Raw genomic sequence first — 21,722 nt, forward strand, 5'->3', positions numbered from 1 at the left:
GCCCTCCGCAGCCGCCTCGGCCACCACCAATCGCTCCAGCGGCGTGCCGACGTCGGCCGACGTCGGCTCCCGCACCGCCGCCGGGGCCGCCCCTCCCCGACGGCCCTGGCGTCGTCCCCCCTGCCGACGCCCCGGAGCAAACGCCGACAAGCCGTCGCCGGCCTCGTCGACGAGCACCGTCACGCGAGCTGATCCCTCGACAGCGCCCCGGCTCCACGGGCGTGAGGCGGTTCCGAAGCAGGACGGGAGTACCTGCCCGGCCGTCAGGACCGCTCCGCCGCCAGGGCGCAGAGCCGCGAGCGGTTGGGCTGCCCGGTCTTGGCGATCAGACTGGCGACGTGCTTCTCGACGGTGCGCGGCGATATGTAGAGCCGGGCGGCGATGTCCTTGTTGCTGAGGCGGTCGGCCAGCAGCTGGAACACCTCGTACTCGCGGACCGTCATGCCCTTGAGGCGCAGCTCCGGCGGGATGAGGTCACTGCCGGTGCGGTGCTGGCGCACCGGCGCGCCGATCGCGCGCAGGAGGGTCCGGCAGGCGCCGACCACCGCGGTGTCGGAGGTCTCGCGGAAGTGGTGTTCGGCCTCCCGCAGCCATCTTTCCGGATCGCCCCAGTTCAGCTCGTGGGCCTCCTCCGCGACCAGCCGCTGTCCGAGGTGGCGGGCGGTGGGATAGGGCGCGCCCTCCCTCTGGGCGAGAAGCGCCGCGCGTCCGGCCTCCTCGGGCCGGCCCTCCCGGCCGAGCAGGACGGCCTCGGCGAGCAGGACGAAGTGGCGGTTCCACCGCATCCGGCCCGCGGCGCTGGCGGCCACCCGGTCGAGGTGACCGCGGTCGGACCGGCCGCCCAGGAGGTCGAGCAGCAGGCCGAGGCCGTGCCGTCCGCTCAGGTGGAAGGTGGTCGGGTTCTCGGCCTCCAGCACCTGGAGCTCGGCCATGTCCCGGGCCGCCCGGTCCCGGTCCTCCTCCAGGAGGGCGCAGAAGACCCGGGCCAGGCCGAGGGTCAGCGGCTCCTCGGGCGAGCGTCTCCCGCCCCAGCGTCCGAACTCCGCCAGGGCCTCCTCCATGGCGGTCCGGTCGCCCTGGTGGGCCGCCAGCACCGCGCGGGTCATCAGCACGTAGCGGCCCGTCGGCGTCAGCTTCAGGCGGGCTGCCATGGTCAGCGTCTCGTCGCCCCGCGCCCGGGCCTCGGCGAACCGGCCGCACAGCACGTCGTGCAGGGTGAGGATGCCGTCGATGTCGTAGACGACGGTGACCGCGCCCAGCCGCCGGGCCTCCGTACGGGCCTCGTCGAGGGTGGCGGTGCTGCCGTCGTCCAGCCATCGGATGCCGCCGAGCCGGGTGAGCGCGTACATCCGCTGGAGCGGCAGGCGGTGCCGCTCGGCGGTGCTCATCGCCCGTTCCAGGTAGGTGCTGGCCTCCGACAGGTCGCGCTCACGGGCGACCACGCCCAGAAGCTCCCACGCCTGGCAGGCCACCAGGGGCAGACCGCGCTGCTCGGCGGTGCCGAGCGCGGCCCGTGCCAGCCGCTCGGCCCGCTGGGTGCGGTCCTGCCCGGGCGTGTCGAGGCACAGGTATGCCTCCACCACGTCGGTCAGCGCGGTGTGCGTCTCGTCCGGCGCCGTCTCCAGCAGGGCGCGGGCCCGTTCGATCTGGTTGTTGCCGTCGGCCCAGCGACCCGCCATGTACGCCACGTGCGCGAGGCGGGTGTGCAGGGCCGCCAGCCGGGCCGCGTCCAGGCCGGCTCCGACGAGTTCGCGCAGACTGCCGGTGAGGCTGAGCGCGCGGGTCAGGTCCCCGGTCTCCGCGAGCGCGGGCAGCAGCGCCTCCAGGGCCTCGGCGCGGGCGGCGGAGTCACCTCCTCCCGCCAGCAGCCGCTCGGCGCGGTCGAGCAACGCGACCGCGGATGCGACCGCGCCGTCGGCGAGGGCACGACGTCCGGCCTCGGTGAACAGCCGGCCGGCCCGGACGGGGTCGCCGGCGTCGGCGCGCAGGGTCGCCGCCAGCGGGCACCAGTCGCCCGGCAAGCCGGGGTTGAGGGTCTCGATCGCGTTCGCGGCCTGGTGGGACAGGGTGGCCCGGGCGGTCGGGGTGAGCTGTGCGAGCAGCGCCTCGGCGGTCAGCGGTTGCTGGAACGCGTACCAGTCGGGGGCGGGTTCGTCGGCGGCGACCAGCCGGGCCGCGACGCCGGCGTGCAGGTGGCTGAGCAGGCTCCGGTCGTCGACGCCGGTCATCGACTGGAGCACCGACAAGGGGAACCGCCGGCCCAGCACGGCGGCGGCGGAGAGCAGCGTCCGCCCCTGCGGGCCGAGCTGGTCGATACGGTGGATGGCGCCCTCCAGCAGCGTTCTGGGCATGTTGCGGCGGAGGTCGCCAGCCACCCGCCAGGCGGCGCCCTCGCGGACGAGCGAGCCGCCGGCGACCGCACCCTGGAGGAGTTCCTCCACCAGGAACGGGATGCCCGCGCTGTCCTCCCACATCCGGACGAGCACCTCTGCGGGCATCAGGCCCGGATCGGTGTCCAGGCAGGAGGCGATCATCCGGCCGACCCCGTCGGCGTCCAACGGCGCCAACCGGAACACCGTCCCGCTGTAACGGCGCCCGGCGGACTCGGCGAGGCGCAACGCCTCCCCGGGCTCCGACCGGACGGTCGCCACCAGCATGAGCGGCTGCTGTTCGAGGTTGTCCACCAGGTACTCGACGACGGCGAGGGTCTCGGTGTCGGCGTCGTGCAGGTCCTCCAGCACCAGCAGGCAGCCGTTCTCGCGGCCGGCGAAGGCGAGGAGCCGCAGGACCGCCTCGGCCAGCACCACCGTCGATCCCTGGTCGGGGGCGCCGGTGCTCCAGCCCGGGACAAGCCGGCCGAGGGCCGGGCGGTACGGCCCGAGGCTCGCCTCGTCCGGTGTGACCCCGCCGCGGGAGAGCGGCATCAGGGCCTCGGTGAGGGGCCGGAGCGGCACCATCGGCCCGATGGTGCTGCTCCGGCCTTTGAGAACCCGGACACCGGCGTCCAGCGCCGACCCGATCAACTCGGCGACCAGCCGCGACTTGCCGATCCCGCCCTCTCCGACCAGAAACGCCGTGCCTCCGCGTGACCGGCTCAGATCCCGCAGCAATTCGCCGAGCTCGGCGACTTCGGCCTCACGACCAATGAGATGAGCTGCCCGCAGACGCATACCTACGGATAGTAGTCACTCGCCTCACGAAAGGCGCAGACCTGTTCGGACGAATCGTGCGTGACGGCAGGTCAAGCGGGCACCGACACCGTGGTGTTGGTGACGGAGCCGAGGCCGACCAGCACGCCGCTGCCGAGGTTCATCCCGGCCAGCGCCCGGGTCCGGGCGCACGCCCCGTTCCAGCGGACCAGTCGGATTTCGCCGGCCGGGTCGGTGGCCGTCACGGACGCTCTCGTGGCCTCGTCGCGGACGGCACCGTTCTGCGGGAAGTGGGACATGGGTCTTCCTCTCCATGGGGATCGATCCGCTCTGGGATCGTTCTGTTCGCTGACTGTCGCGCTGTTCGGGAAGGTCGTCGTGGCGCCCGCGCCGCGGGTACCGGACCGGGCGGCGGTACAGGGCGCTCAGCTCCACCCGCCGCCCTGGGCGGAATCGAGCAGCAGGACCGAGGGCACGGTGTCGGCGAAGCCCAGCCGGAGCAGGGCGTAGCCGATGCCGGACAGCCCGGTGAGCAGTCCGGGTGTCGCTGTGCGCCCGGGTGTCCCGCAGCGGGGCCCCCAGGCGTGGAGCAGTCCGAGGACCGGGCCGGTCCGGCCGGTCAGGCTGCCGCGCGCCTCGATGTGGCCGTGCCCGGCGAGTGCGGCCACCGCCTCCGCGATGCCCAGCTCGCCGTGGCACAGGCTGAGGTCGGCCACCGGCGGGTGCTCGGTGAGCCGGCGGCTCGCGTCCCGGGCCGGGCCTTGAGCCGACTGCGGACAGAGCCCGGCGTCGGCCGCCGCCAGCACGACACCGGCCGTGCCGGAGCACCAGCCCGCGTCGAGCCGGTCCGTCGCCGCGAGCGCGGTGGTCAGCCTGGCCCGGCCGGCCGCGTCGGCCCGCGCGCCCAGCGGGCCGCCGGCGAACCGTGCGTGCCGGGCGAGCGCCCAGCCAATCCCGGCCTCGCCGAAGGCGAAGCCGAAGCGCTCCGGCGCCTCGTCGCCGGGCCGGGCGGCCGGCGGAAGCCGCAGCAGCCGTTCGGCGATCCGGTCGGCGAGGTCGGCGGCCTGCGGCAGACCGCGCTCGCGGTGCACCGCGTGCAGGGCGGCGAGCGCTCCGGCCAGGCCGGCCGACACGTCCGGCGGGGTGTCGTCGCCGAGCGCCGCCAGCGCCAGGGCGTCCAGCGCCGTCGGCAGGCACTCGGCGAGGTCGTCGTCGACCAGGGTCGCCACCCGTGCGAGGGCGTAGCAGACCCCGCCCAGGCCCTCGAAGCCGCCCGGGCCCACGGCTCGGCTCAGCGCCGGGTCGGCGGCCATCGCGGCGACGAGTTCGGGAACCGGGGCGAGCGCCGCCCGGGCCAGCTCGGTGTGCCGGGCGGAGCCGGTGAGCGCGCCGAGCTGGGCCAGGAACAGGGCCACACCGCTGTATCCCTGGGCCAGCCCGGCGCCCATGGGCAGCACCGTCCAGCGGTCGTCGACCGCCTCCAGGCCGATCCAGTTGACCCGCCCGTGCCCGCGGACGGCCCGGCCGGCGATCTCGTCGGCGACCCCGGAGGCGGCGGCCAGCAGCGCGGAGGGTTCCGGCAGGGCGGCGGGAGCCGGGCGGGCCCGGCGATCCACCCGGTGGTGGCGTCCGGCGGTGCCCGGCTCCGTGGACGCCAAGGTGGCCGAGATGATCCACTCCTGGGCGTGACGGTCGACGGCGCCCATGGCGGCGAGCTTCGCCTGCGCGGAGGCGAGGCCGGTCATGTCCAGGACGCCGTTCACCGGGCTCCCGTCCGAGGCGAGGACCTCCGGCGAGCCGGGCCGGTGGAAGAAGACGGGGACGTCGCCGTCCCACAGATCGGCGATCTCGTACTCGATCAGGGCCTGGCGGGCCGGGTCGCCGTCCGACTCGGCCCACAGCACCGCGAACATGGCGTCCCGGTCGAGCCCGTCGCGCAGCACCTGCGGATGGGTCGCCTCCTCCAGCAGGGTGGCGTACAGCATCGTCGGGCGGACCACCAGCCGGCCGACCGCGTCCGCGCCCGCGGCCAGCAGCCCGGCCGGACCGGACAGTTCGTCGCGGTGCCGGACGACGGCGTCGTACCCGGCGCGGAATCCGGCCAGGACCGCGGCCAGCCGGTCGGCGCTCTCGGGCCCCGTCGCGGCGCTGTACGGCCGGTTCAGCGCGCCGGTGAACGGCACCGGGCGGCGCACCAGGCGCATCTCGTCCGTGCCGGCGTCCTCCCAGACCATCCGGGTGTTGGGGGACTCCCCGCCGGGCGCGCCGCCCAGCGCGGAGACGTCGACCGCGCCGAGCTCGCCCATCAGGAGCTGCGGCAGCAGGCAGGTACGGTGCACCGAGGAGGCGTGCGCCTCGGCGGCCGGATCCGGCCGGGTGGTTCCCCCCTCCCGCAGGACGGGGTGCAGCAGTGTCTCGACGTCGACGAGCACGGGCTGGTCGCCGTGCGCGAGAAGGTTCTCGTAGTGCAGGTCCACCCCTTCGAGGGTGTGGGCCAGCGCGATCAGCGCGCCCTGCCGACGGTGGAACCGGTCGATCTCGGTGAGCGAACGGCAGGTCCGGTGGTCGATGTACTCCAGCCACCCGTAGCCGTCCCCGGCCACCCAGAGCGGGGTGCGCAGCTCCAGACCCGGCACTTCGGCGCCCAGCCAGCCGGCCATGCGGTCCAGCAGGGCGTGCTGGTCGACCGGCCGCGGCTTGTAGACCGCGCTGCCGCCGCCGGCGAACCGGAGCACCGCCACCGACCTGCCCTGCTGGTGCAGGTCCCCGAGTCCCAGCTCGGCGGCGGCCAGCGGGCCCGGGTCCCGCCCGCCGAACAGCTCGTCGGCGAGCTCCCGCCGGTCGGCGGCGAGCCGCGCCAGCAGTTCGGCGCCGGACCGGGCGGTGTGCCGGCAGGTCCGGGCCAGCAGACGGGCGAGCACCGGGTATCCGGCGAACAACCGGGCGAGACCCGCCCGGGTGCCCGCCCGGGCGGCGAAGTCGGCGAACCGGGCCGCCGCGGTGGTACCGGACAGGTCGCCCGCGGCACGCGCGGCGGCGAGTTCGACGACCAGGGTCCGGGCGGCCGCCTTGGCCAGCCGCCGTGCCAGCCAGCGGGCGTACTCCCGGGCGAACACCGCCGCCTCGCCCGGTTCGGCGCCGCCCGCGCCGGCTTGTTCGAGCAGCTCGGCGACGGCCGCCGCCACCAGCGGGCGCAGCACCGGTTCGAACACCGCCGCCCCGTCCGCCGCGTCGGCGACCGCGTCTTCCACGAACTCCGCCCACTGCGGCTTGGCGAGCCGGCCGGCCAGCCGGGCCGGAGGTTCGACGGCGAGCGCCGCCATCAGCCGGGCGTCGGCGCCCAGTCGGGCCGAGCGCGCGGACTGGCAGGCCGGCTCGACCGCCGAACGGGTACGCGCCCCGGCGGCCGGGCCCGCCGCCGGCGCCGCAGGCGGGTGCGGGGCCGACAGCCGTTCGCGCAGTGTCGCGGCCGGCGCCCACCAGGAGGGCGTCGCCCCCGTGGCGGGGAAGACGGTGTCGGTTGTGGTCACGTCCGCCACTCTTGCAGCGGTGTCGCCCGTCCGTACAGGGAGTGGCGCCCCTACATTTCGCGGCGGACTACCCATGTGCCGCCGCCACCGTGTCCCCCCTCCGCACCACCGGACGGCCCGGCACCGGGTGGTCACCTGTCTCGGTGGTGTCGGTGGTGTCCACTGGCGGTGTTCGCCGCCCGCTTCCCGCGGCGGGCGACCGCCTCACGCCCGGGACCGGACGCCGGCGACGGGTCGCTGCAGCCGCTGCTGCAAGTGGTGCTGCACCCCGGGCCGGAACCATGAGGCGCACCGCCCCTGCAGGGCCGGGCCGTTGGCCGGCCCTGCAGGGGCGGCTCGGCGGGGGTACGGGAATGCGGGTGATCACGCCCCATGCGGCACGGCGCGCGGGTTGCCGAGACTCTTCGCCGAGAGGTTCGTCCCACGCTGACCGAGGAGTGCACATGGGCAACCCCCTATCACTGTGCGTCGTGGCCCTGGACCCGGTGCTCGAGGCCGGCGCCGTCAGCGCCCTGTCCGGCAACCCTGACATCGCGCTGGTCCAGCCGGAGGAGAAGGCCGACGTGGCCGTCGTGATCTTCGATCGAGTGGCCCGCCGGGAACTCGACCTGGTGAACGCGACCGGCACCGGTCCTCACAGACCCGCCGTCATCGTGATCGCCTCCGACCTGTCCCCGGCCGAGGCCGCGGACGCCATCAACGCCGGGGCCCGCGGCCTCCTGCGCCGGCACGAGGTCAACGCCGACCGGCTGGCGCGGACCGTGCTGACGGTGGCCGGCGGCGACTGCACCGTGCCGCCCGACCTGATCGACGGCCTCCTCGACCAGGGCACCGGGACCGATACGTACCCCGGCGCGCGGGGGCGCGGACCGGACTGGGGCCTGGACGAGCGGGAACGCGCGGTCCTGCGGATGGTGGCCGACGGCCGGGAGACCGACGAGATCGCCAAGGAACTCTGCTACTCCGCGCGGACCGTGACCACCGTGGTCCGCGACATCACCCAGCGGTTCCGGCTGCGCAACCGCGCCCACGCGGTGGCCTACGCCCTGCGGACGGGCCTGCTGTGACCGGCCTCGTCCTCGAAGCGGCGCCGGAGGCCGGACGGCGCGAACGCGCACTGCGCGTGCACCTCGGCCCGGCGGGCGGGGCGGCCCGCGACACGGTGGCCGCCGGCCTGCGCCGGGCCGGCATCGAGCTGGCGGCCGCGGGCTCCGACGGGGCCGTGCGGGTGGCCGCCGGCCGGACGCCCGGGGCGGCGCTCGACGGCTGGCCGGAACGCGGCGGCGGCCCCCTGCTGCTGGTCGCCGACACCTTCACCGCCGCGGGGGTGCGGCTGGCCGTCCGGGCCGGGGCGGTGGTCATGCTGCAGTCCGCCGAGGCCACCCCGGAGCGCCTGCTCACCGCCGTCCGCAGTGCCCGGTACGGCGAGGGCCGGATGCCCTACGGCGTCCTGGTCCGCCTCCTCGGCGAGGCGGACGACAGCGACGCGGAGCGCCGGCACCCCGTCCCCGGCCCGCCGCTGACGGCCCGGCAGAGAACGGTGCTCACGCTGGTGGCGGAGGGGCACGGCAACGCGGCCATCGCCCGTGAGCTCTCCTGCTCCCAGCACACCGTGAAGAACGTCATGTACGACCTGATGACCCGTCTGCAGGTCCGCAACCGGGCCCACGCGGTGGCGTACGGCGTGCGCACCGGGCTGATCTGACCCGGTCCCGGTCCAGGTCGCGGCCCCGACCAGAGACATTGACGCAGCAAAAGCCGCTGCACGCGCTGCCGCTCCTTCCCTACTGCGCCGCCGCACCGCGACGGCAAGCTCCGGATGTGCCCCGGCCAGCCGAGGCGCGCGACGACCTACCCGAGACTCCTTGGAGGTGAGCCGGTGGACCGCGGTGACGGCCGGACGACGTCCTTCTCGCAGCAACGGCTGTGGTTCCTCGACCAACTGCGACCCGGCACGGCGGACCATCTGCTTCCGCTGGCGCTGCGCCTGCGCGGCGGCCTCGACACCGAGGCCCTCGCCGCCGCCCTGACCGACGTGGTCGACCGGCACGAGGTGCTGCGCACCCGGTACTCGGCCGCCGACGGCGAGCCGCTGGCCCACGTGGTCCCGCGGGTCGCGGTTCCGCTGGACACGGTCGAGGCGCCCGCCTCGGCGGCCGGCATCGCCGCGGTCCTCGACCGCGCGCTGCACCGGCCGGTCGACCTGTCGACCGCGCCGCCGCTGCGTGCCACCCTGGCGCGGCTCGCCCCCGACGACCACCTGCTGGCCGTCGTGGTGCACCACATCGCCTTCGACTTCTCCTCCTGGAACATCCTCACCCGCGACCTGGCCGCGGCCTACCGCGCCAGGACCACCGGCGTCCCCCACGGACTCCCGGAACTCCCCCTGCAGTACGCCGACCTCGCGGCCCGGCAGCGCGAGCGGTCGGCCGGTCCCCGGCTCGCCCGCGGCCTCGACCACTGGCGCTCACGGCTGGCGGGCCTGCCGCCGCTGGATCTGCCGACCGACCGGCCCCGCCCCGCCGAGTTCGACGGCACCGCCGCCGTGGCCCGGTTCACCCTCCCGGCCGACCTGGTGGCACGGGCCGACCGGCTGGCCCGGTCCCGCCGCGCCACCCGGTTCATGGTGCTGCTCGCGGCCTTCCAGGCCCAGCTGGGCCGGTACAGCGGACAGAGCGACTTCGCCGTCGGCACCCCGGTCGCGGGCCGCGGCCACGCCGCCGCCAGGGACCTCATCGGCCCCTTCGTCAACACCGTGGTCCTGCGCGCCGACCTGTCCGGCCGGCCGGGCTTCGGCGAACTGGTGGACCGGGTCAGGGACGCGTCCCTGACCGACCTCACCCACGCCGACACACCGTTCGAACGCGTGGTCGGCGAGCTGGCCCCGTCCCGCGACCTCAGCCGCAACCCCCTCTTCCAGGTCTCCTTCCTGACCCTCGACTCCCAGGCCGCACCGCCCGACCTGCCCGGCCTGACGGTCGACCTGGTGCCCACCCCGGTCGCCGGAACACCGTTCGACCTGGCGCTCGACCTGCTCGGACGTCCCGACGGCAGTATGGGGCTGCGTCTGCAGTACGCCACCGCGCTGTTCACGCCCGCGACGGCCGCCCGCCTCACGGAGGACTACGTCCGGCTGCTGCGCGGCCTGCTCGCCGCCCCGGACGAGCCGCTGATCCACGCCACCTCGGCACTCGAACCGCTGCCCGGCGGCGAGCGCCGCCGCCGGCTCGCGCTCGGTCTCGGCAACGCCCGCGCCGTGCCCCCGCAGACCGTTGCCGACCTGTTCGAGCGGCAGGCCCGCCGCACCCCGGACGCCACCGCCGTCCGCTCCCGGGACGGAGAGCTGAGCTACGCCGAACTCGACGAGCGGGCCGACGGGCTGGCGCACCGGCTGCGCGGCCTCGGCGTCGGCCGCGGCACCCGGGTGGGCGTCCTGCTGGAGCGCGGCACCGGGCTCCTCGTCGCCCTGCTCGGCGTCCTCAAGGCGGACGGCGCCTACGTCCCGCTCGACCCCCTGCACCCCGTACGCCGTATCGGCCACCTGATCGAGGACACCAGGGCCGCCGTGGTCGTCACCACCGGCCCGCTGGCCGAACGGGTGGCCGGCACACGGGCGAGGACCCTCCTGCTCGACGGCGCCCCGCCGCCGGCCGGCCCGGCGCACCGGTTCGAGCGGACCACCGGACCGGACGACCTCGCGTACGTCTTCCACACCTCCGGCTCGACCGGCACGCCCAAGGGCGTGCAGATCCCGCACCGTGCCCTGACCAACTTCCTGCACGCGATGACGGCCCGGCTGGAGCCGGGTCCGTCGACCACCGTCCTCGGCGTCACCACCGCCTCCTTCGACCCCTCGATGCTGGAGCTGTGCCTGCCGCTGCTGACCGGCGCCCGGCTGGTGCTGGCCGACGCCGAGCAGGCCCGCGACCCGGAGCGCCTAATCCGTCTGATCGGCGAGGCCCGTCCGGACCTGCTCCAGGCCACTCCGTCGATGCTGCGGATGCTGGTCGACACCGGCTGGACCCCCGGCCCCGGCCTCACCGTGCTGTCCGGCGGCGAGAAGCTCCACACCGACCTGGCCGCGGCGCTCGCCGCCGGCGGCGCCCCGGTCCTGGACCTCTACGGGCCGACCGAGGCCACGATCTGGACCAGCGTGGCCCGGCACGGCGCCGACGGGCGGGTACGGCAGTGGACCGCCGTGGACAACACCACCGTCCGGGTGCTCGACGACCGGCTGGAGCCGGTGGCCGAGGGCGGCACCGGGCAGGTCTGCATCGGGGGCGACGGCCTCGCCTGGGGTTACCGGGGGCGGCCCGCCCAGACCGCCGGCGTCTTCCTCCCCGACCCGCACGCCACCACGCCCGGCGGCCGGCTGTACGCCACCGGCGACCTCGGCCGGCTCCGTCCGGACGGCTCGCTGGAGATCCTCGGCCGCAGCGACCACCAGGTGAAGATCCGCGGCCACCGGATCGAACCGGGCGAGATCGAGGCCGCACTGCTCGCCCTCGACGGCGTCCGCGCCGCCGTGGTGCACCCGACGCCGGGCGCCGACGGCGGCCGGCAGCTCACCGCGTACCTGGTCGTGGAGGACGCCGGGAACCCTCCCACGCCCGACGTCCTGCGCGCCGGGCTGCTCGACTCCCTGCCCCATCCCTTGATCCCGGCCGCGTTCGTCCTGCTGGACGCCCTCCCGACCGCGGTCAGCGGGAAGGTCGACCGTCACGCGCTGCCGGTGCCGACGCCACAGGCGGCCGGCCCGGCCGCCGCTCCGCGCACCCCCCGGGAACGGTCCGTGGCCAGGATCTGGGAGGAGGTCCTCGACGCCACCGGGATCGGCGCCCACGACGACTTCTTCCTGCTCGGCGGGCACTCGCTGCTCGCCACCCGGGTGTCCGTGCGACTGCGCGCCGCCCTCGGCGTGGACGTTCCCGTGCGGGCCCTGTTCGACCACCCCACCGTCGCCGCCCTCGCCGCGGCCCTGGACGGCTACCCGCGGCCGGCCGCGGACGGCCCCCTGCCGCGGCTGACCGCACGACCGCGCGGCGACCGCACGACCGCCGGCCGCTGACCGAAACCGCCCCCTCGCCCAAGGACCGCCATGACCCTCGTTGCGACCACCGACACCTCCGTCTTCGAGAGGACCGAATCCGAGGTGCGCATGTACTGCCGCACCTTCCCCGCGGTGTTCGAGCGCGCCAAGGGCGCGCTGCTGCACACCGACGACGGCCGAGCCTTCATCGACTTCTTCTGCGGCGCCGGCAGCCTCAACTACGGGCACAACCACGACGCCGTCAAGCGGCGCATCCTCGACCACCTCGCCGACGACGGCCTCATGCACGGCCTCGACCTGCACACCGTCGCCAAGCGCGACTTCCTCACCCGGTTCACCGAGGTCGTCCTGCAGCCCCGCGGCCTCGACTTCAAGGTGCAGTTCACCGGCCCGACCGGAACCGACGCGGTGGAGGCCGCCCTCAAGCTGGCCCGCCGGGCGACCGGTCGCACCGGTCTGACGGCCTTCACCGGCGCCTACCACGGCATGTCGCGCGGTTCACTGGAGATCACCGGCAGCCGCCGCGCCCGCCGTGCGGGCGCGGTCGCCGGCGGGGACGTGACCTTCGTCCCCTTCGAGGACGGCCCGCTCGGCCCGTTCGACTCGATCGGCCTGATCGAGCGGCTGTGGGCCGACCCGTCCTCCGGCACCGAACCGCCCGCGGCGGTCGTCGTGGAACCGGTGCAGATGGAGGGCGGCGTCTACCCGGCGAGCCGTCAGTGGCTGCGCCGGCTGCGCGAGGTCACCGAGCGGTACGGGGTGCTGCTGATCCTGGACGAGATCCAGACCGGCTGCGGCCGCACCGGCACGTTCTTCGGCTTCGAGGACTCCGGGATCGTGCCGGACATCGTCACCGTCTCCAAGTCCCTCAGCGGCTACGGGCTGCCGCTCTCGCTCACCCTGTTCCGCCGCGAGCTGGACCTGTGGCAGCCCGGTGAGCACACCGGCACGTTCCGCGGCAACCAGCTCGCCTTCGTCGCGGCCACCGCGGCGTGCGAACTCTGGCAGCAGGACGACTTCCTGACCGGTCTTCGGCAGGGCGCGCAACGCCTCGCCCGGTTCCGGGCCGACGTGGGCGCGCTGGACCCCGGCCTCGTGCTGCGCGGCCGGGGCATGGTGCTCGGCATCGACACCGCCCGCGCCGGCGGTGCGGACCGGGCCGAGCGCGTCCAGCGCCACGCCTTCGAGCACGGCCTGATCGTCGAGCGCTGCGGCCGGTACGACGAGGTCCTCAAGGTGATGCCCCCGCTGACCGTCTCGCCCGGCCTGCTCGACGAGGGGCTCGGCATCCTGCACGACGCCCTGCGAGCGAACTGACGGCCGGCCACCCGAGAAGGGCCCTTCCGATGTCCCGACCCCACCGCCACCACCTGGTCTCCCTCGACGACCTGACCGACCGGGAGCTGCGCTGGCTCGTGCACCGCGGCGCCCAGTACGCCGCCGGCGAGCACGACGGCGCCCGGCCGCTCGCCGACGCCGTCGTCGGCGTGCTGTTCCGCAAGACGTCCACCCGCACCCGGACCGCGTTCTCGGCCGGTGCGCTCCGGCTCGGCGGCCGGCTGATCACCTACGGCCCCGGCGACCTCCAGGAGAACACCGGGGAGAGCTCCGAGGACACCGGCGACGTGCTCTCCCGCATGCTCGACGTGCTGGTGGCGCGGACCGCCGGCAGCACCGGGGAGCTCCGCGCCTACGCCGCCCAGCAGCGGATGGCCGTGGTCAACGCGATGAGCGCCGCCGAACACCCCACCCAGGCCCTCACCGACCTCACCACGATGCTCGGCCGCTTCGGGCGGATCGAGGGGCTGCGGGTGCTGTACGTCGGTGAGGGCAACAACACCGCCTCGGCGCTCGCCCTGGCCCTCAGCCGGTTCCCCGGCACCGAGCTGCACCTGCGGACCCCGGCCGGCTACGGACTCGACCCGGCCTTCCTCGACCGGGCCCTCGGCCACGCCAAGGAGTCCGGCGCGCTGGTCGAGGAACGGCACAACATGGCCGACCTGCCTCAGGCCGACATCGTCTACACCACCCGGTGGCAGACGACCGGCACGACCAAGCCCGACCCGGACTGGCGGCGCGTCTTCGCCCCCTTCCGGGTGGACGCCGCCGTGCTGGCGGCCTGCCCCGGCGCCGCCTTCATGCACGACCTGCCCGCGCACCGCGGCGACGAGGTGACCGGCGAGGTGCTGGACGGCCCCGCGAGCATCGCGTTCGAACAGGCCGAGAACAAGTACCACAGCGCCCGCGCCGTTCTGGAGTGGTGCCTCGGCGGCATCCCGGCACAACCGGCCTGACGACCGGCCGCCGGCACGGCGCACATTTCCCAGGGAGGTAGCACAGCAATGTCCGACACCATACGCATGCCCGGCGGCGGGTGGCGCCTGTGGACGCACTTCGCACTCCGCGGGCCCGGCTTCCCCGCCGCGGGGGTACTCCGGCTGGCCCCACAGGGCCTGGCCGCGGCCGCGGACAAGTTCGCCCCCGGGGAGGTACCGGCGGGGGCGGACTGGGAGGCGTTCGAGGAGGCGTTCTCCGCGGCCGCGGTGCGGACCGCGCGCGACCTCCAGGAGATCGCCGCCTCGGCGCCGTTCCGGGCCGCGGTCGCCTGGCAGAACCGTGCGGTGCTCCGCACCGGCATCAAGCCGTTCCTCGACTGGACGCCGGCCGCCGGGAGCCGCACCAGCATGCCCCGCCAGCGCGAGGAGCTGGTCGCCCACTACTGGCAGCGGTTCTGCGTCAAGAACGACACCATCGGGTTCTTCGGCCCGGTCGGCTGGGGCACCTTCGACCCCCTCCGGCGCGGCGTCGAGGTGCGCCCCGGCGCCGGCCTGGTGGCCGAGTCCCGGGTCTACTTCTCCAGCTGGTCGATGGACGCCCTCGCGAAGGCGATCGACCGCGACCCGCGGGTACGCGGGTGGACACCGCCGCGCCGGGTCCCGTTCGTCCGGGTGGCCGACGGCACGGTGCGTCTGCCCGGCCGCCCTCCGCAACCGGTACGTGAACCCGCGCTCACCGTCCTGCGCCTGTGCGACGGGCGCAGGACACCCGCCGAGATCACCGGCCTGGCCGCCCGGGAGCTGGGCCGGGACCTGCCTGCCCGCGAGGTGGCCGAGGCCCTGCAATGGCTGGTCTCCCGCCGCCTGATCGGCTGGAAGCTCGACGTGCCCGCCGGCACCCACCCCGAGCGGGAACTGCGCGCCCTCCTGGAGCGCATCGGCGACCCGGCGGTACGCGAGCCCGCCCTGGCCAAGCTGGCGGTGCTGGAGACCGGCCGCGACCGGGTCGAGCGGGCCGGTGCCGACCCCGAGGAGCTGACCGCCGCGCTCGCCGCCCTGGAGAGCGGCTTCGCCGAGATCACCGAGGTCGCGGCGGTCCGCGAGAAGGGGGCCAGGACCGCGCCCAACCGCGCCCTCGTGTACTCCGACTGCCGCCGGTCCGCCACGGCGACCGTGGGCACCGCCGTCCTGGAGCAGCTCGCGCCGCTGGAACTGTGCCTGACCGCCGCCCGCTGGATGACCGACCGGTACGCGGAGGCCGTCGGCGCGCGCATCCACGATGCCTACCTGAAGCTGCGGGAGCGGCACGAGCAGGTCGACCTCGGCTCGCTCTGGTTCGCCTGCCTGCCCGCCCCGCACCCGGAGTCCGTGGCCGACATCGAGCGCATCCAGGCCGACCTGCGCGAACGCTGGGGGCGGATCATCGGCGCCCCGGCCGGCGCCCGGCGGGTCTCGCTTTCCAGTGCCGCCATCGCCGACCAGGTGCGCGAGGCGTTCCCCGAGGGCGGGCGCGGCTGGTCGCTCAGCCGGTACATCAGCCCCGACCTGATGATCGTCGCCGAGGACCCGGACGCCGTCGAACGCGGCGAGTTCCAGCTCGTCATCGGCGAACTGCACGTCGCCATGAACACCCTCGGCCAGTCGCTCTTCGTCCACCAGCACCCCGACCGCGGGCAGCTGATCGACGAGACCACCCGCGACTTCCCCGGCCCGCGGCTGCTCCCCATGCTGCCCAAGGAGCTTCCGCTGAAGTGGTCGGCCCGCAGCCGCCAGTCCCTGGAGCGCCCGCAGGACTACTACGTCGCACTCGCCGACCACAGCGCCGACCCGCACCGCCCGCGCACCGTCCGCTCCGGCGACGTGCGGGTGGAGGAGCGCGCCGGCCGGCTGTCGGCGGTGCTGCCCGACGGCTCGGTCTTCGACCTGCTCGACGTGTTCTGCCACGCGCTCACCGACCGTGTGATGGACCGCTTCACCCTGCGCCCGGACGGCGACCACTCGCCCCGGATCACCATCGACTCCACCGTCGTCGCCCGGGAGACCTGGCGGTTCACCGGCTCCGCGCTGGCCTTCGCCGACGACAAGAGCGAGGCCCGGCGGTTCGTCCGGGCCCGGCAGTGGCGCGACACCCACGAACTGCCCCGCTTCGTCTTCGTCGTCTCCCCCACCGAACCACGGCCCTTCTTCGTCGACTTCGACAGCCCCGTCTACGTCAACATCCTCGCCAAGGCCGCCCGCCGCCTCACCCGCAAGGACCCCGACGCCCGCCTCACCGTCACCGAGATGCTCCCCACCCCCGAACAGACCTGGCTCACCGACGACCAGGGCCGGCGCTACACCTCCGAACTGCGCCTCGTCGCCGTCGACCGGAGCGCCGCCCCCGGGGAGCCGGCATGACCGCCGCCGCACGGACCACCTTCGTCGACGACATCCGCGCGCACGCCGAGCGCGCACCGCACTCCACCGCCCTGCTGACCGCCGACGGCCCGACCGGCTACGGCGAACTCGCCGCCCGCGTCGACCGGCTCGCCGCCCACCTCGCCGCCCACGGCGTGGGACCGGAGCGGGTCTGCGCGGTGGCCCTGCCCCCCGGCGCCGACGCCGTGGTCGCGACCGCCGCGGTGGTCCGGGCCGGCGGGGCGTTCCTCACCCTGGACACCGGCCTGCCCGACCGGCGGCTCGCCGCGCTCGCCGCCGGCGGCGGCGCGGCCCACCTGCTCACCTGCGCCGCCCTCGCCGACCGCCTCGGAGCGCTGGTCGACGCGGGCGCCGTCCTGGTCGACCGGCTCCCCGCAGCCGCTCCTCCGCCGGCCGCCTTCCCCGTCCCCCATCCGCGCTCGCTCGCCTACGTCAGCCACACCTCGGGCTCGACCGGCGCCCCCAACCCCGTCCTGATCGAGCACGGCGGCCTGGACACCTACCTGCGCGCCGTCGTCCGCGACAACGACCTCGGCCCCGGCACCGTCGCCCTCCAGCTCGCCCCGCCCGGCTACGACGCGTCCATCCGGGACACCTTCGCACCGCTCGCCGCGGGCGGGTGCGTCGTCCTGGCCGAACGCTCGCGCCTGCTCGGTGCCGACGCTTTCGCCGACACCGTCGCCGAGTACGGCGTCGACACCGTCCTCAGCACCACACCCTCCTTCCTGAGCTTCCTCGCCCAGTCCCCCCGCGCGGCCGAACGGCTGCGCACCCTGCGCCTGGTCTGCTCCAGCGGCGAGTCGCTGCGCCCCTTCCTCGCCGCCGGCGGCCGCGCCCTGGTCGGCGGCCGGCTGGTCAACCAGTACGGGCCCAGCGAGTGCACGATGACCTCCACCCGGTACGAGGTGCCGGCCGTCCCCGACACCTCCGCCGACACCGTCGGCACCGCCGTCGACGGCACCGCCGTACGCCTGCTCGACCCGCACGGGCGGGAAGTCCCGGACGGGCGGACCGGCGAGGTGCACATCGGCGGCGCGGGCGTGGCCCGCGGCTACGGCGGGCAGCCCGGTCTGACGGCCGACCGGTTCCCGCCCGACCCCTACGGACCGCCCGGCGCACGGCTGTACCGGACCGGCGACCTCGCCCGGCGCGCCCCCGACGGAACGCTGGAGTACCTCGGCCGGACCGACCGCCAGATCAAGGTCCGCGGCCACCGGGTGGACCCGGCCGAGATCGAGGGCGCCCTGCTCACCCACCCCGAGGTCACCGGCGCCGTGGTGACCGCCGAGACCGACGACCGGGGCCGGACCTGGCTCGCCGCCCACGTCACCGGCCCGCTCGACGGCACCGCCGACACCCGGCTGCGCGCGCACCTGGCCCGTACCCTGCCGCCGCACATGATGCCCAGGCGGTTCATCCGGCTGGCGCGCCTGCCCGTCACACACAGCGGCAAGGCCGACCGCCGGGCACTGCGGGCCCCCGTGCCGGAGCCCGTGTCATGACCGCCGCGGACACCCGGATCGGACCGGCCGCCGTGCCGGCCGCCGCCGAACGGATCGCCCCCCATGTCCGGCACACCCCGCTGCTCCGCTGTGATCTGCTGCCCGGCCTGCTGGTCAAGGCCGAACACCTCCAGCACAGCGGGTCGTTCAAACTGCGCGGCGCGGCCAACGCGATGCTCGCGCTCGGCGCCGACGAGGTGGTCGCCGGTTCCTCCGGCAACCACGGCATCGCGGTGGCCACGCTCGGCCGCACCCTCGGCGTCCGGGTCACCGTGGTGATGGCGGCCGGCGCGGCCGAGGCCAAGGAGGCAGCCGTCCGGGCGCTCGGCGGCCGGGTCGTCCGGGTGCCCGGCGGGGTGGCCGAACGCGACCGGTACGCCAAGGACCTCGCCGCCCGCACCGGCGCCGCGCTGGTGCCCTCCTCCGACCACGAACTCGTGGTGGCCGGACAGGGCACCGTCGGTCTGGAGGTGCTCCGGGACGCCCCCGACCTCGACACGATCTTCGTGCCGGTGGGCGGTGGCGGCCTGCTGGCCGGCGTCTGCCTCGCCGCCGCCCACCTCCGCAGCGCGGTCCGGATCGTCGGCGTGGAACCCGAGCGGACCCGGCGCTACGCCCGCTCGGTCGCCGCCGGCCGCCCGGTCGAACTGCCGCCCGGCGACTCGGTGGCGGACGGGCTGCGCGGCCAGCGGCCCGGCGAGGTGATCCTCCCGATCGTCCGGCACCGGGCCGACGAGCTGATCGGTGTCGGCGACCGGGCCGTGCTCCGCGCGACGGCCCTGCTGCACCGCGCCGGCGTCCCGGCCGAGCCGAGCGGCGCCGTCGCCCTGGCCGGCGCCCTCCGGCTCGGGCTGCCCGGCCGCAGCGCCGTCGTCGTCTCCGGCGGCAACAGCGCCGCGGCCCTGGCCGCCGCCCGAGCCGCGCACGCCGGCACCGGCCGCTGACCGGCGACCGGCGACCGGTGACCGGCCCGCGCGCCGGCCGCGCCGCCCCGTCTCCCTTGCTCACATCCACACCACCCGAAGAAGGACAGGCCATGAACCCCATCGACACCGCCGAACTGACCGGGCTGATCACCGGCTACTACCGCGAGACACTCGGCGACGACACCCTCGACGCCGCGAGCGACTTCTTCGAGGCGGGCGGCGACTCGCTCGCCGCCTTCCAGATCGTCGCCCGTCTCCAGGAACTGCTCGACGCCGAGATCGCCGTCGCCCTGGTCTTCACCTATCCGTCCCCGGCCGAGCTCGCGCAGGTCGTCGTCGACGACCTGTCCCTCGCTCCCACGTCGGCCTAGGAGGCAGCGGGATGCACGAGGGATCCGTCTCTCTGAGCGGCCGCTGGCGGCTGTGGGACCAGGTCGCGGTGCGCGGCGCGGGGTTCCCGGCGAACGGGGTGCTCCGGCTCGCGCCGGAGGGCCTGGCCGCGGCCGCGGACAAGTTCGGGCCCGGGGACGCCCTGTCCGGCGCGGCCTGGAAGGCCTTCGAGGAAGAGTTCGCCCGGGCCGCCGTGCGGGCGGCCGCGAGCGCGCAGGAGATCGCCGCCTCCGGACCGTTCCGGGCAGCGGTCGCCTGGCAGAACCGGGGGGTGCTCGACTCGGCGATCCGACCGTTCCTCAACTGGTCACCGGCGACCGGGGGCCGGACCTTCAAGCAGCGCCAGCGCGAGGAGCTGATCGCGCACTACTGGCAGCGGTTCTGCGTCAAGAACGACACCATCGGGTTCTTCGGCCCGGTCGGCTGGGGCGCCTTCGACACCTCCCGGCCCGGCGTGGCCGTCGAGCCGGGCACCGGGCTGACCGCCTCCTCGGAGGTCTTCTGGTCCAGCTGGTCGGTCGACGCCCTGGCCCGGGGGCTCGACGCCGACCCGGCCGTGCGCGCCTGGACGGCACCCCGCCGGGTGCCGTTCGTACGGCTGGAGGAGAACGCCGTACGGACCCCCGCCAGACCGCCGCACCCCGTGCCGCCGGAGACGCTGCGGCTGCTGCGCCTGTGCGACGGCACCCGCTCCGTCCCGGCCCTCCAGCAGGAGGTCGGCCCGGGAACGGACGTGCCCGCCCTGCTCGACGAACTGGTCCGGCTGCGCTGGATCACCTGGCGGCTCGACGTACCCGCCGACATCCGGCCCGACCGCCGGCTGCGCGCCTGCCTGGAGCGGATCGGCGAGCCGGCCCTGCGCGCCGCCGCCCTCGCCCGGCTGGACGAACTGCAGGGCGCGGCCGAGGCCGTCCGGGCGGCGGGCGAGGACCCCGAGCGCCTGGTCGCGGCTCTCACCTCCGTCGAGCAGACGTTTCAACGAGTGACCGATGCGGCCGCCAAACGCGAGAAGAGCACCGCCACCGCGCCCGGCCGCGCCGTGGTCTACTCGGACAGCCGCCGCGCCGCCCGGGTGACGCTCGGCGGCCACGTGCTGGCCGCGCTCGCCCCGCTCGACCTGCTGATGTCCGCGGCCGCCTGGCTCTGTTCCGCCCTGGCCGCCCGCGTGGCGACGCGCGTCACCGAGGTGTACGAGCGGCTGCGCGCCGGCACCGGGCCCGGACGGCCGGTGGACCTCGCCGCCTTCTGGTTCGCCTGCATGCCGGTCCTGCACGGGGCCGCGGTCACCGACGCCGCTGACCTCCAGGCGGAGTTCGAGCGCCGCTGGCGGCGGATCCTCCCGGCGTCCCAGGGGGTGCGCCGGGTCACGGTCGCCGCCGCGGACATCGCCGGCCGGGTGGCGGAGGCCTTCGGGCCGGCCACCGCACCGGGCTGGACGGCGGCGCGGTACGTCAGTCCGGACGTGATGATCGCCGCGGAGGACGCCGTCGCCGTCGGGCGCGGCGAGTTCCACCTCACCCTCGGCGAACTCCACCTGGCCGCCAACACGCTCGGCAACGAACTCTTCGTCAACCAGCACCCCGAGCCCCGCGAGCTCTTCGACCGCACCGACCGGGACCACCCGGCGCCGCGGCTCATGCCGCTGCTGCCGAAGGAGCACAGATCCCGGCTCTCCGCCCGTATCCGGCACGCGCTGGTACGGCCGCAGGACTACCAGGTCGCCCTCCTCGACGACACGGCGGACCCGTACCGCGACCGCACCGTGCCGAGCGCCGACGCCGTGGTGGAGCACCGCGACGGCCGGCTCTGCGTGGTACTGCCCGACGGCGCGGTCTTCCCTGCCGTCGAGGTCTTCGCCCATGTGCTGACCACGCTGGTGACGGACCGGTTCCGGCTCCTGCCGGAAGCCGACCACTCCCCGCGGGTCACCGTCGACCGGATGACGGTGGCCCGGGAGACCTGGCGGTTCACCGGCTCCGCGCTGGCCTTCGCCGACGACAAGAGCGAGGCCCGGCGGTTCGTCCGGGCCCGGCAGTGGCGCGACACCCACGAACTGCCCCGCTTCGTCTTCGTCGTCTCCCCCACCGAACCACGGCCCTTCTTCGTCGACTTCGACAGCCCCGTCTACGTCAACATCCTCGCCAAGGCCGCCCGCCGCCTCACCCGTAAGGACCCCGACGCCCGCCTCACCGTCACCGAGATGCTCCCCACCCCCGAACAGACCTGGCTCACCGACGACCAGGGCCGGCGCTACACCTCCGAACTGCGCCTCGTCGCCGTCACGGACTGAACCGCCCGCCCCTCCCCGCGCTCGCGAGCCGCGATCCGCCCCGCACCGCCGAACCGGGCCGGACTCCGTACCAGGAGTCCGGCCCGGTCGCGTCCGGCGCCGTCCCGCTCGTGCCGGGCGGACGGAGGAGCCGGTCCGCCCCCGGTGGACGGGCGTGGGACGTCGAGCACGGGACGAGCGGACCCCCGGGT

General features: G+C 75.5%; 13 protein-coding genes. 10 read left to right on the forward strand and 3 right to left on the reverse strand.

Translation table 11 applies throughout. The annotated features are described in order from the left end of the window. Positions 1 to 263 precede the first annotated feature (263 nt). The 3 genes from IE271_RS25610 to IE271_RS25620 all read right to left on the reverse strand — a co-directional run bounded on the left by IE271_RS25610 (position 264) and on the right by IE271_RS25620 (position 6,679). A complete protein-coding gene (locus IE271_RS25610; RefSeq protein ID WP_190192783.1) occupies positions 264 to 3,170 on the reverse strand; it encodes a helix-turn-helix transcriptional regulator in 2,907 nt (968 codons plus the stop codon). A 71-nt stretch (positions 3,171 to 3,241) separates the two neighbouring features. Further along, positions 3,242 to 3,448 (reverse strand): hypothetical protein, encoded by a 207-nt coding sequence (locus IE271_RS25615; RefSeq protein WP_190192784.1) that lies wholly within the window; start codon positions 3,446 to 3,448, stop codon positions 3,242 to 3,244. A 126-nt stretch (positions 3,449 to 3,574) separates the two neighbouring features. Continuing rightward, on the reverse strand, positions 3,575 to 6,679 hold the full coding sequence (locus IE271_RS25620; protein WP_190192785.1) for a type 2 lanthipeptide synthetase LanM family protein: 3,105 nt from the start codon (positions 6,677 to 6,679) through the stop codon (positions 3,575 to 3,577). Positions 6,680 to 7,122: 443 nt separating this feature from the next. On the opposite strand from IE271_RS25620, the gene IE271_RS25625 reads away from it, so the two are divergent. From IE271_RS25625 to IE271_RS25670, 10 genes are all read left to right on the forward strand, one after another. Beyond that, positions 7,123 to 7,746, forward strand: a complete 624-nt coding sequence (locus IE271_RS25625; protein WP_190192786.1) for a response regulator transcription factor — start codon at positions 7,123 to 7,125, stop codon at positions 7,744 to 7,746. Further along, on the forward strand, positions 7,743 to 8,384 hold the full coding sequence (locus IE271_RS25630) for a helix-turn-helix transcriptional regulator (protein WP_229919562.1): 642 nt from the start codon (positions 7,743 to 7,745) through the stop codon (positions 8,382 to 8,384). Before IE271_RS25625 ends, IE271_RS25630 begins: the two co-directional genes overlap by 4 nt. Positions 8,385 to 8,558: 174 nt before the next feature. Then, complete coding sequence (locus IE271_RS25635) at positions 8,559 to 11,747, forward strand: non-ribosomal peptide synthetase (RefSeq protein WP_229919563.1); 3,189 nt, start codon at positions 8,559 to 8,561, stop codon at positions 11,745 to 11,747. 30 nt (positions 11,748 to 11,777) lie between these two features. Next, entirely contained in the window at positions 11,778 to 13,046 is a 1,269-nt protein-coding gene (locus tag IE271_RS25640; RefSeq protein WP_190192788.1) for a diaminobutyrate--2-oxoglutarate transaminase, read from the forward strand. A gap of 29 nt (positions 13,047 to 13,075) precedes the next feature. Further along, the gene (locus tag IE271_RS25645; protein WP_190192789.1) at positions 13,076 to 14,023 is read left to right on the forward strand and encodes an ornithine carbamoyltransferase; all 948 of its coding nucleotides are present in this window, start codon (positions 13,076 to 13,078) and stop codon (positions 14,021 to 14,023) included. A 48-nt stretch (positions 14,024 to 14,071) separates the two neighbouring features. Further along, on the forward strand, positions 14,072 to 16,402 hold the full coding sequence (locus tag IE271_RS25650) for a lantibiotic dehydratase (RefSeq protein WP_190192790.1): 2,331 nt from the start codon (positions 14,072 to 14,074) through the stop codon (positions 16,400 to 16,402). Beyond that, positions 16,399 to 17,925, forward strand: coding sequence for an amino acid adenylation domain-containing protein (locus tag IE271_RS25655; RefSeq protein WP_190192791.1), 1,527 nt, complete (start codon positions 16,399 to 16,401; stop codon positions 17,923 to 17,925). The genes IE271_RS25650 and IE271_RS25655 overlap by 4 nt, the downstream gene beginning before the upstream one ends. Then, positions 17,922 to 18,869 (forward strand): threonine ammonia-lyase, encoded by a 948-nt coding sequence (locus IE271_RS25660; protein WP_190192792.1) that lies wholly within the window; start codon positions 17,922 to 17,924, stop codon positions 18,867 to 18,869. The genes IE271_RS25655 and IE271_RS25660 overlap by 4 nt, the downstream gene beginning before the upstream one ends. 92 nt (positions 18,870 to 18,961) lie before the next feature. Further along, entirely contained in the window at positions 18,962 to 19,222 is a 261-nt protein-coding gene (locus IE271_RS25665) for an acyl carrier protein (protein ID WP_190192793.1), read from the forward strand. Positions 19,223 to 19,233: 11 nt separating this feature from the next. Next, positions 19,234 to 21,531 carry a lantibiotic dehydratase gene (locus tag IE271_RS25670; RefSeq protein WP_190192794.1) on the forward strand — a complete coding sequence of 766 codons (2,298 nt, stop codon included), beginning with the start codon at positions 19,234 to 19,236 and terminating at the stop codon, positions 21,529 to 21,531. The last annotated feature ends 191 nt before the right edge of the window (positions 21,532 to 21,722 follow it).

Source organism: Streptomyces minutiscleroticus, from assembly GCF_014650875.1.
In the GTDB taxonomy this organism is placed as follows: domain Bacteria; phylum Actinomycetota; class Actinomycetes; order Streptomycetales; family Streptomycetaceae; genus Streptomyces; species Streptomyces minutiscleroticus.

Coding starts and splice junctions, on each gene's coding strand:
- IE271_RS25610 (WP_190192783.1), bottom strand. CDS start 3,170: ATGCGTCTGCGGGCAGCTCATCTCATTGGTCGTGAGGCCGAAGTCGCC.
- IE271_RS25615 (WP_190192784.1), bottom strand. CDS start 3,448: ATGTCCCACTTCCCGCAGAACGGTGCCGTCCGCGACGAGGCCACGAGA.
- IE271_RS25625 (WP_190192786.1), top strand. CDS start 7,123: ATGGGCAACCCCCTATCACTGTGCGTCGTGGCCCTGGACCCGGTGCTC.
- IE271_RS25640 (WP_190192788.1), top strand. CDS start 11,778: ATGACCCTCGTTGCGACCACCGACACCTCCGTCTTCGAGAGGACCGAA.
- IE271_RS25645 (WP_190192789.1), top strand. CDS start 13,076: ATGTCCCGACCCCACCGCCACCACCTGGTCTCCCTCGACGACCTGACC.
- IE271_RS25650 (WP_190192790.1), top strand. CDS start 14,072: ATGTCCGACACCATACGCATGCCCGGCGGCGGGTGGCGCCTGTGGACG.
- IE271_RS25655 (WP_190192791.1), top strand. CDS start 16,399: ATGACCGCCGCCGCACGGACCACCTTCGTCGACGACATCCGCGCGCAC.
- IE271_RS25660 (WP_190192792.1), top strand. CDS start 17,922: ATGACCGCCGCGGACACCCGGATCGGACCGGCCGCCGTGCCGGCCGCC.
- IE271_RS25665 (WP_190192793.1), top strand. CDS start 18,962: ATGAACCCCATCGACACCGCCGAACTGACCGGGCTGATCACCGGCTAC.
- IE271_RS25670 (WP_190192794.1), top strand. CDS start 19,234: ATGCACGAGGGATCCGTCTCTCTGAGCGGCCGCTGGCGGCTGTGGGAC.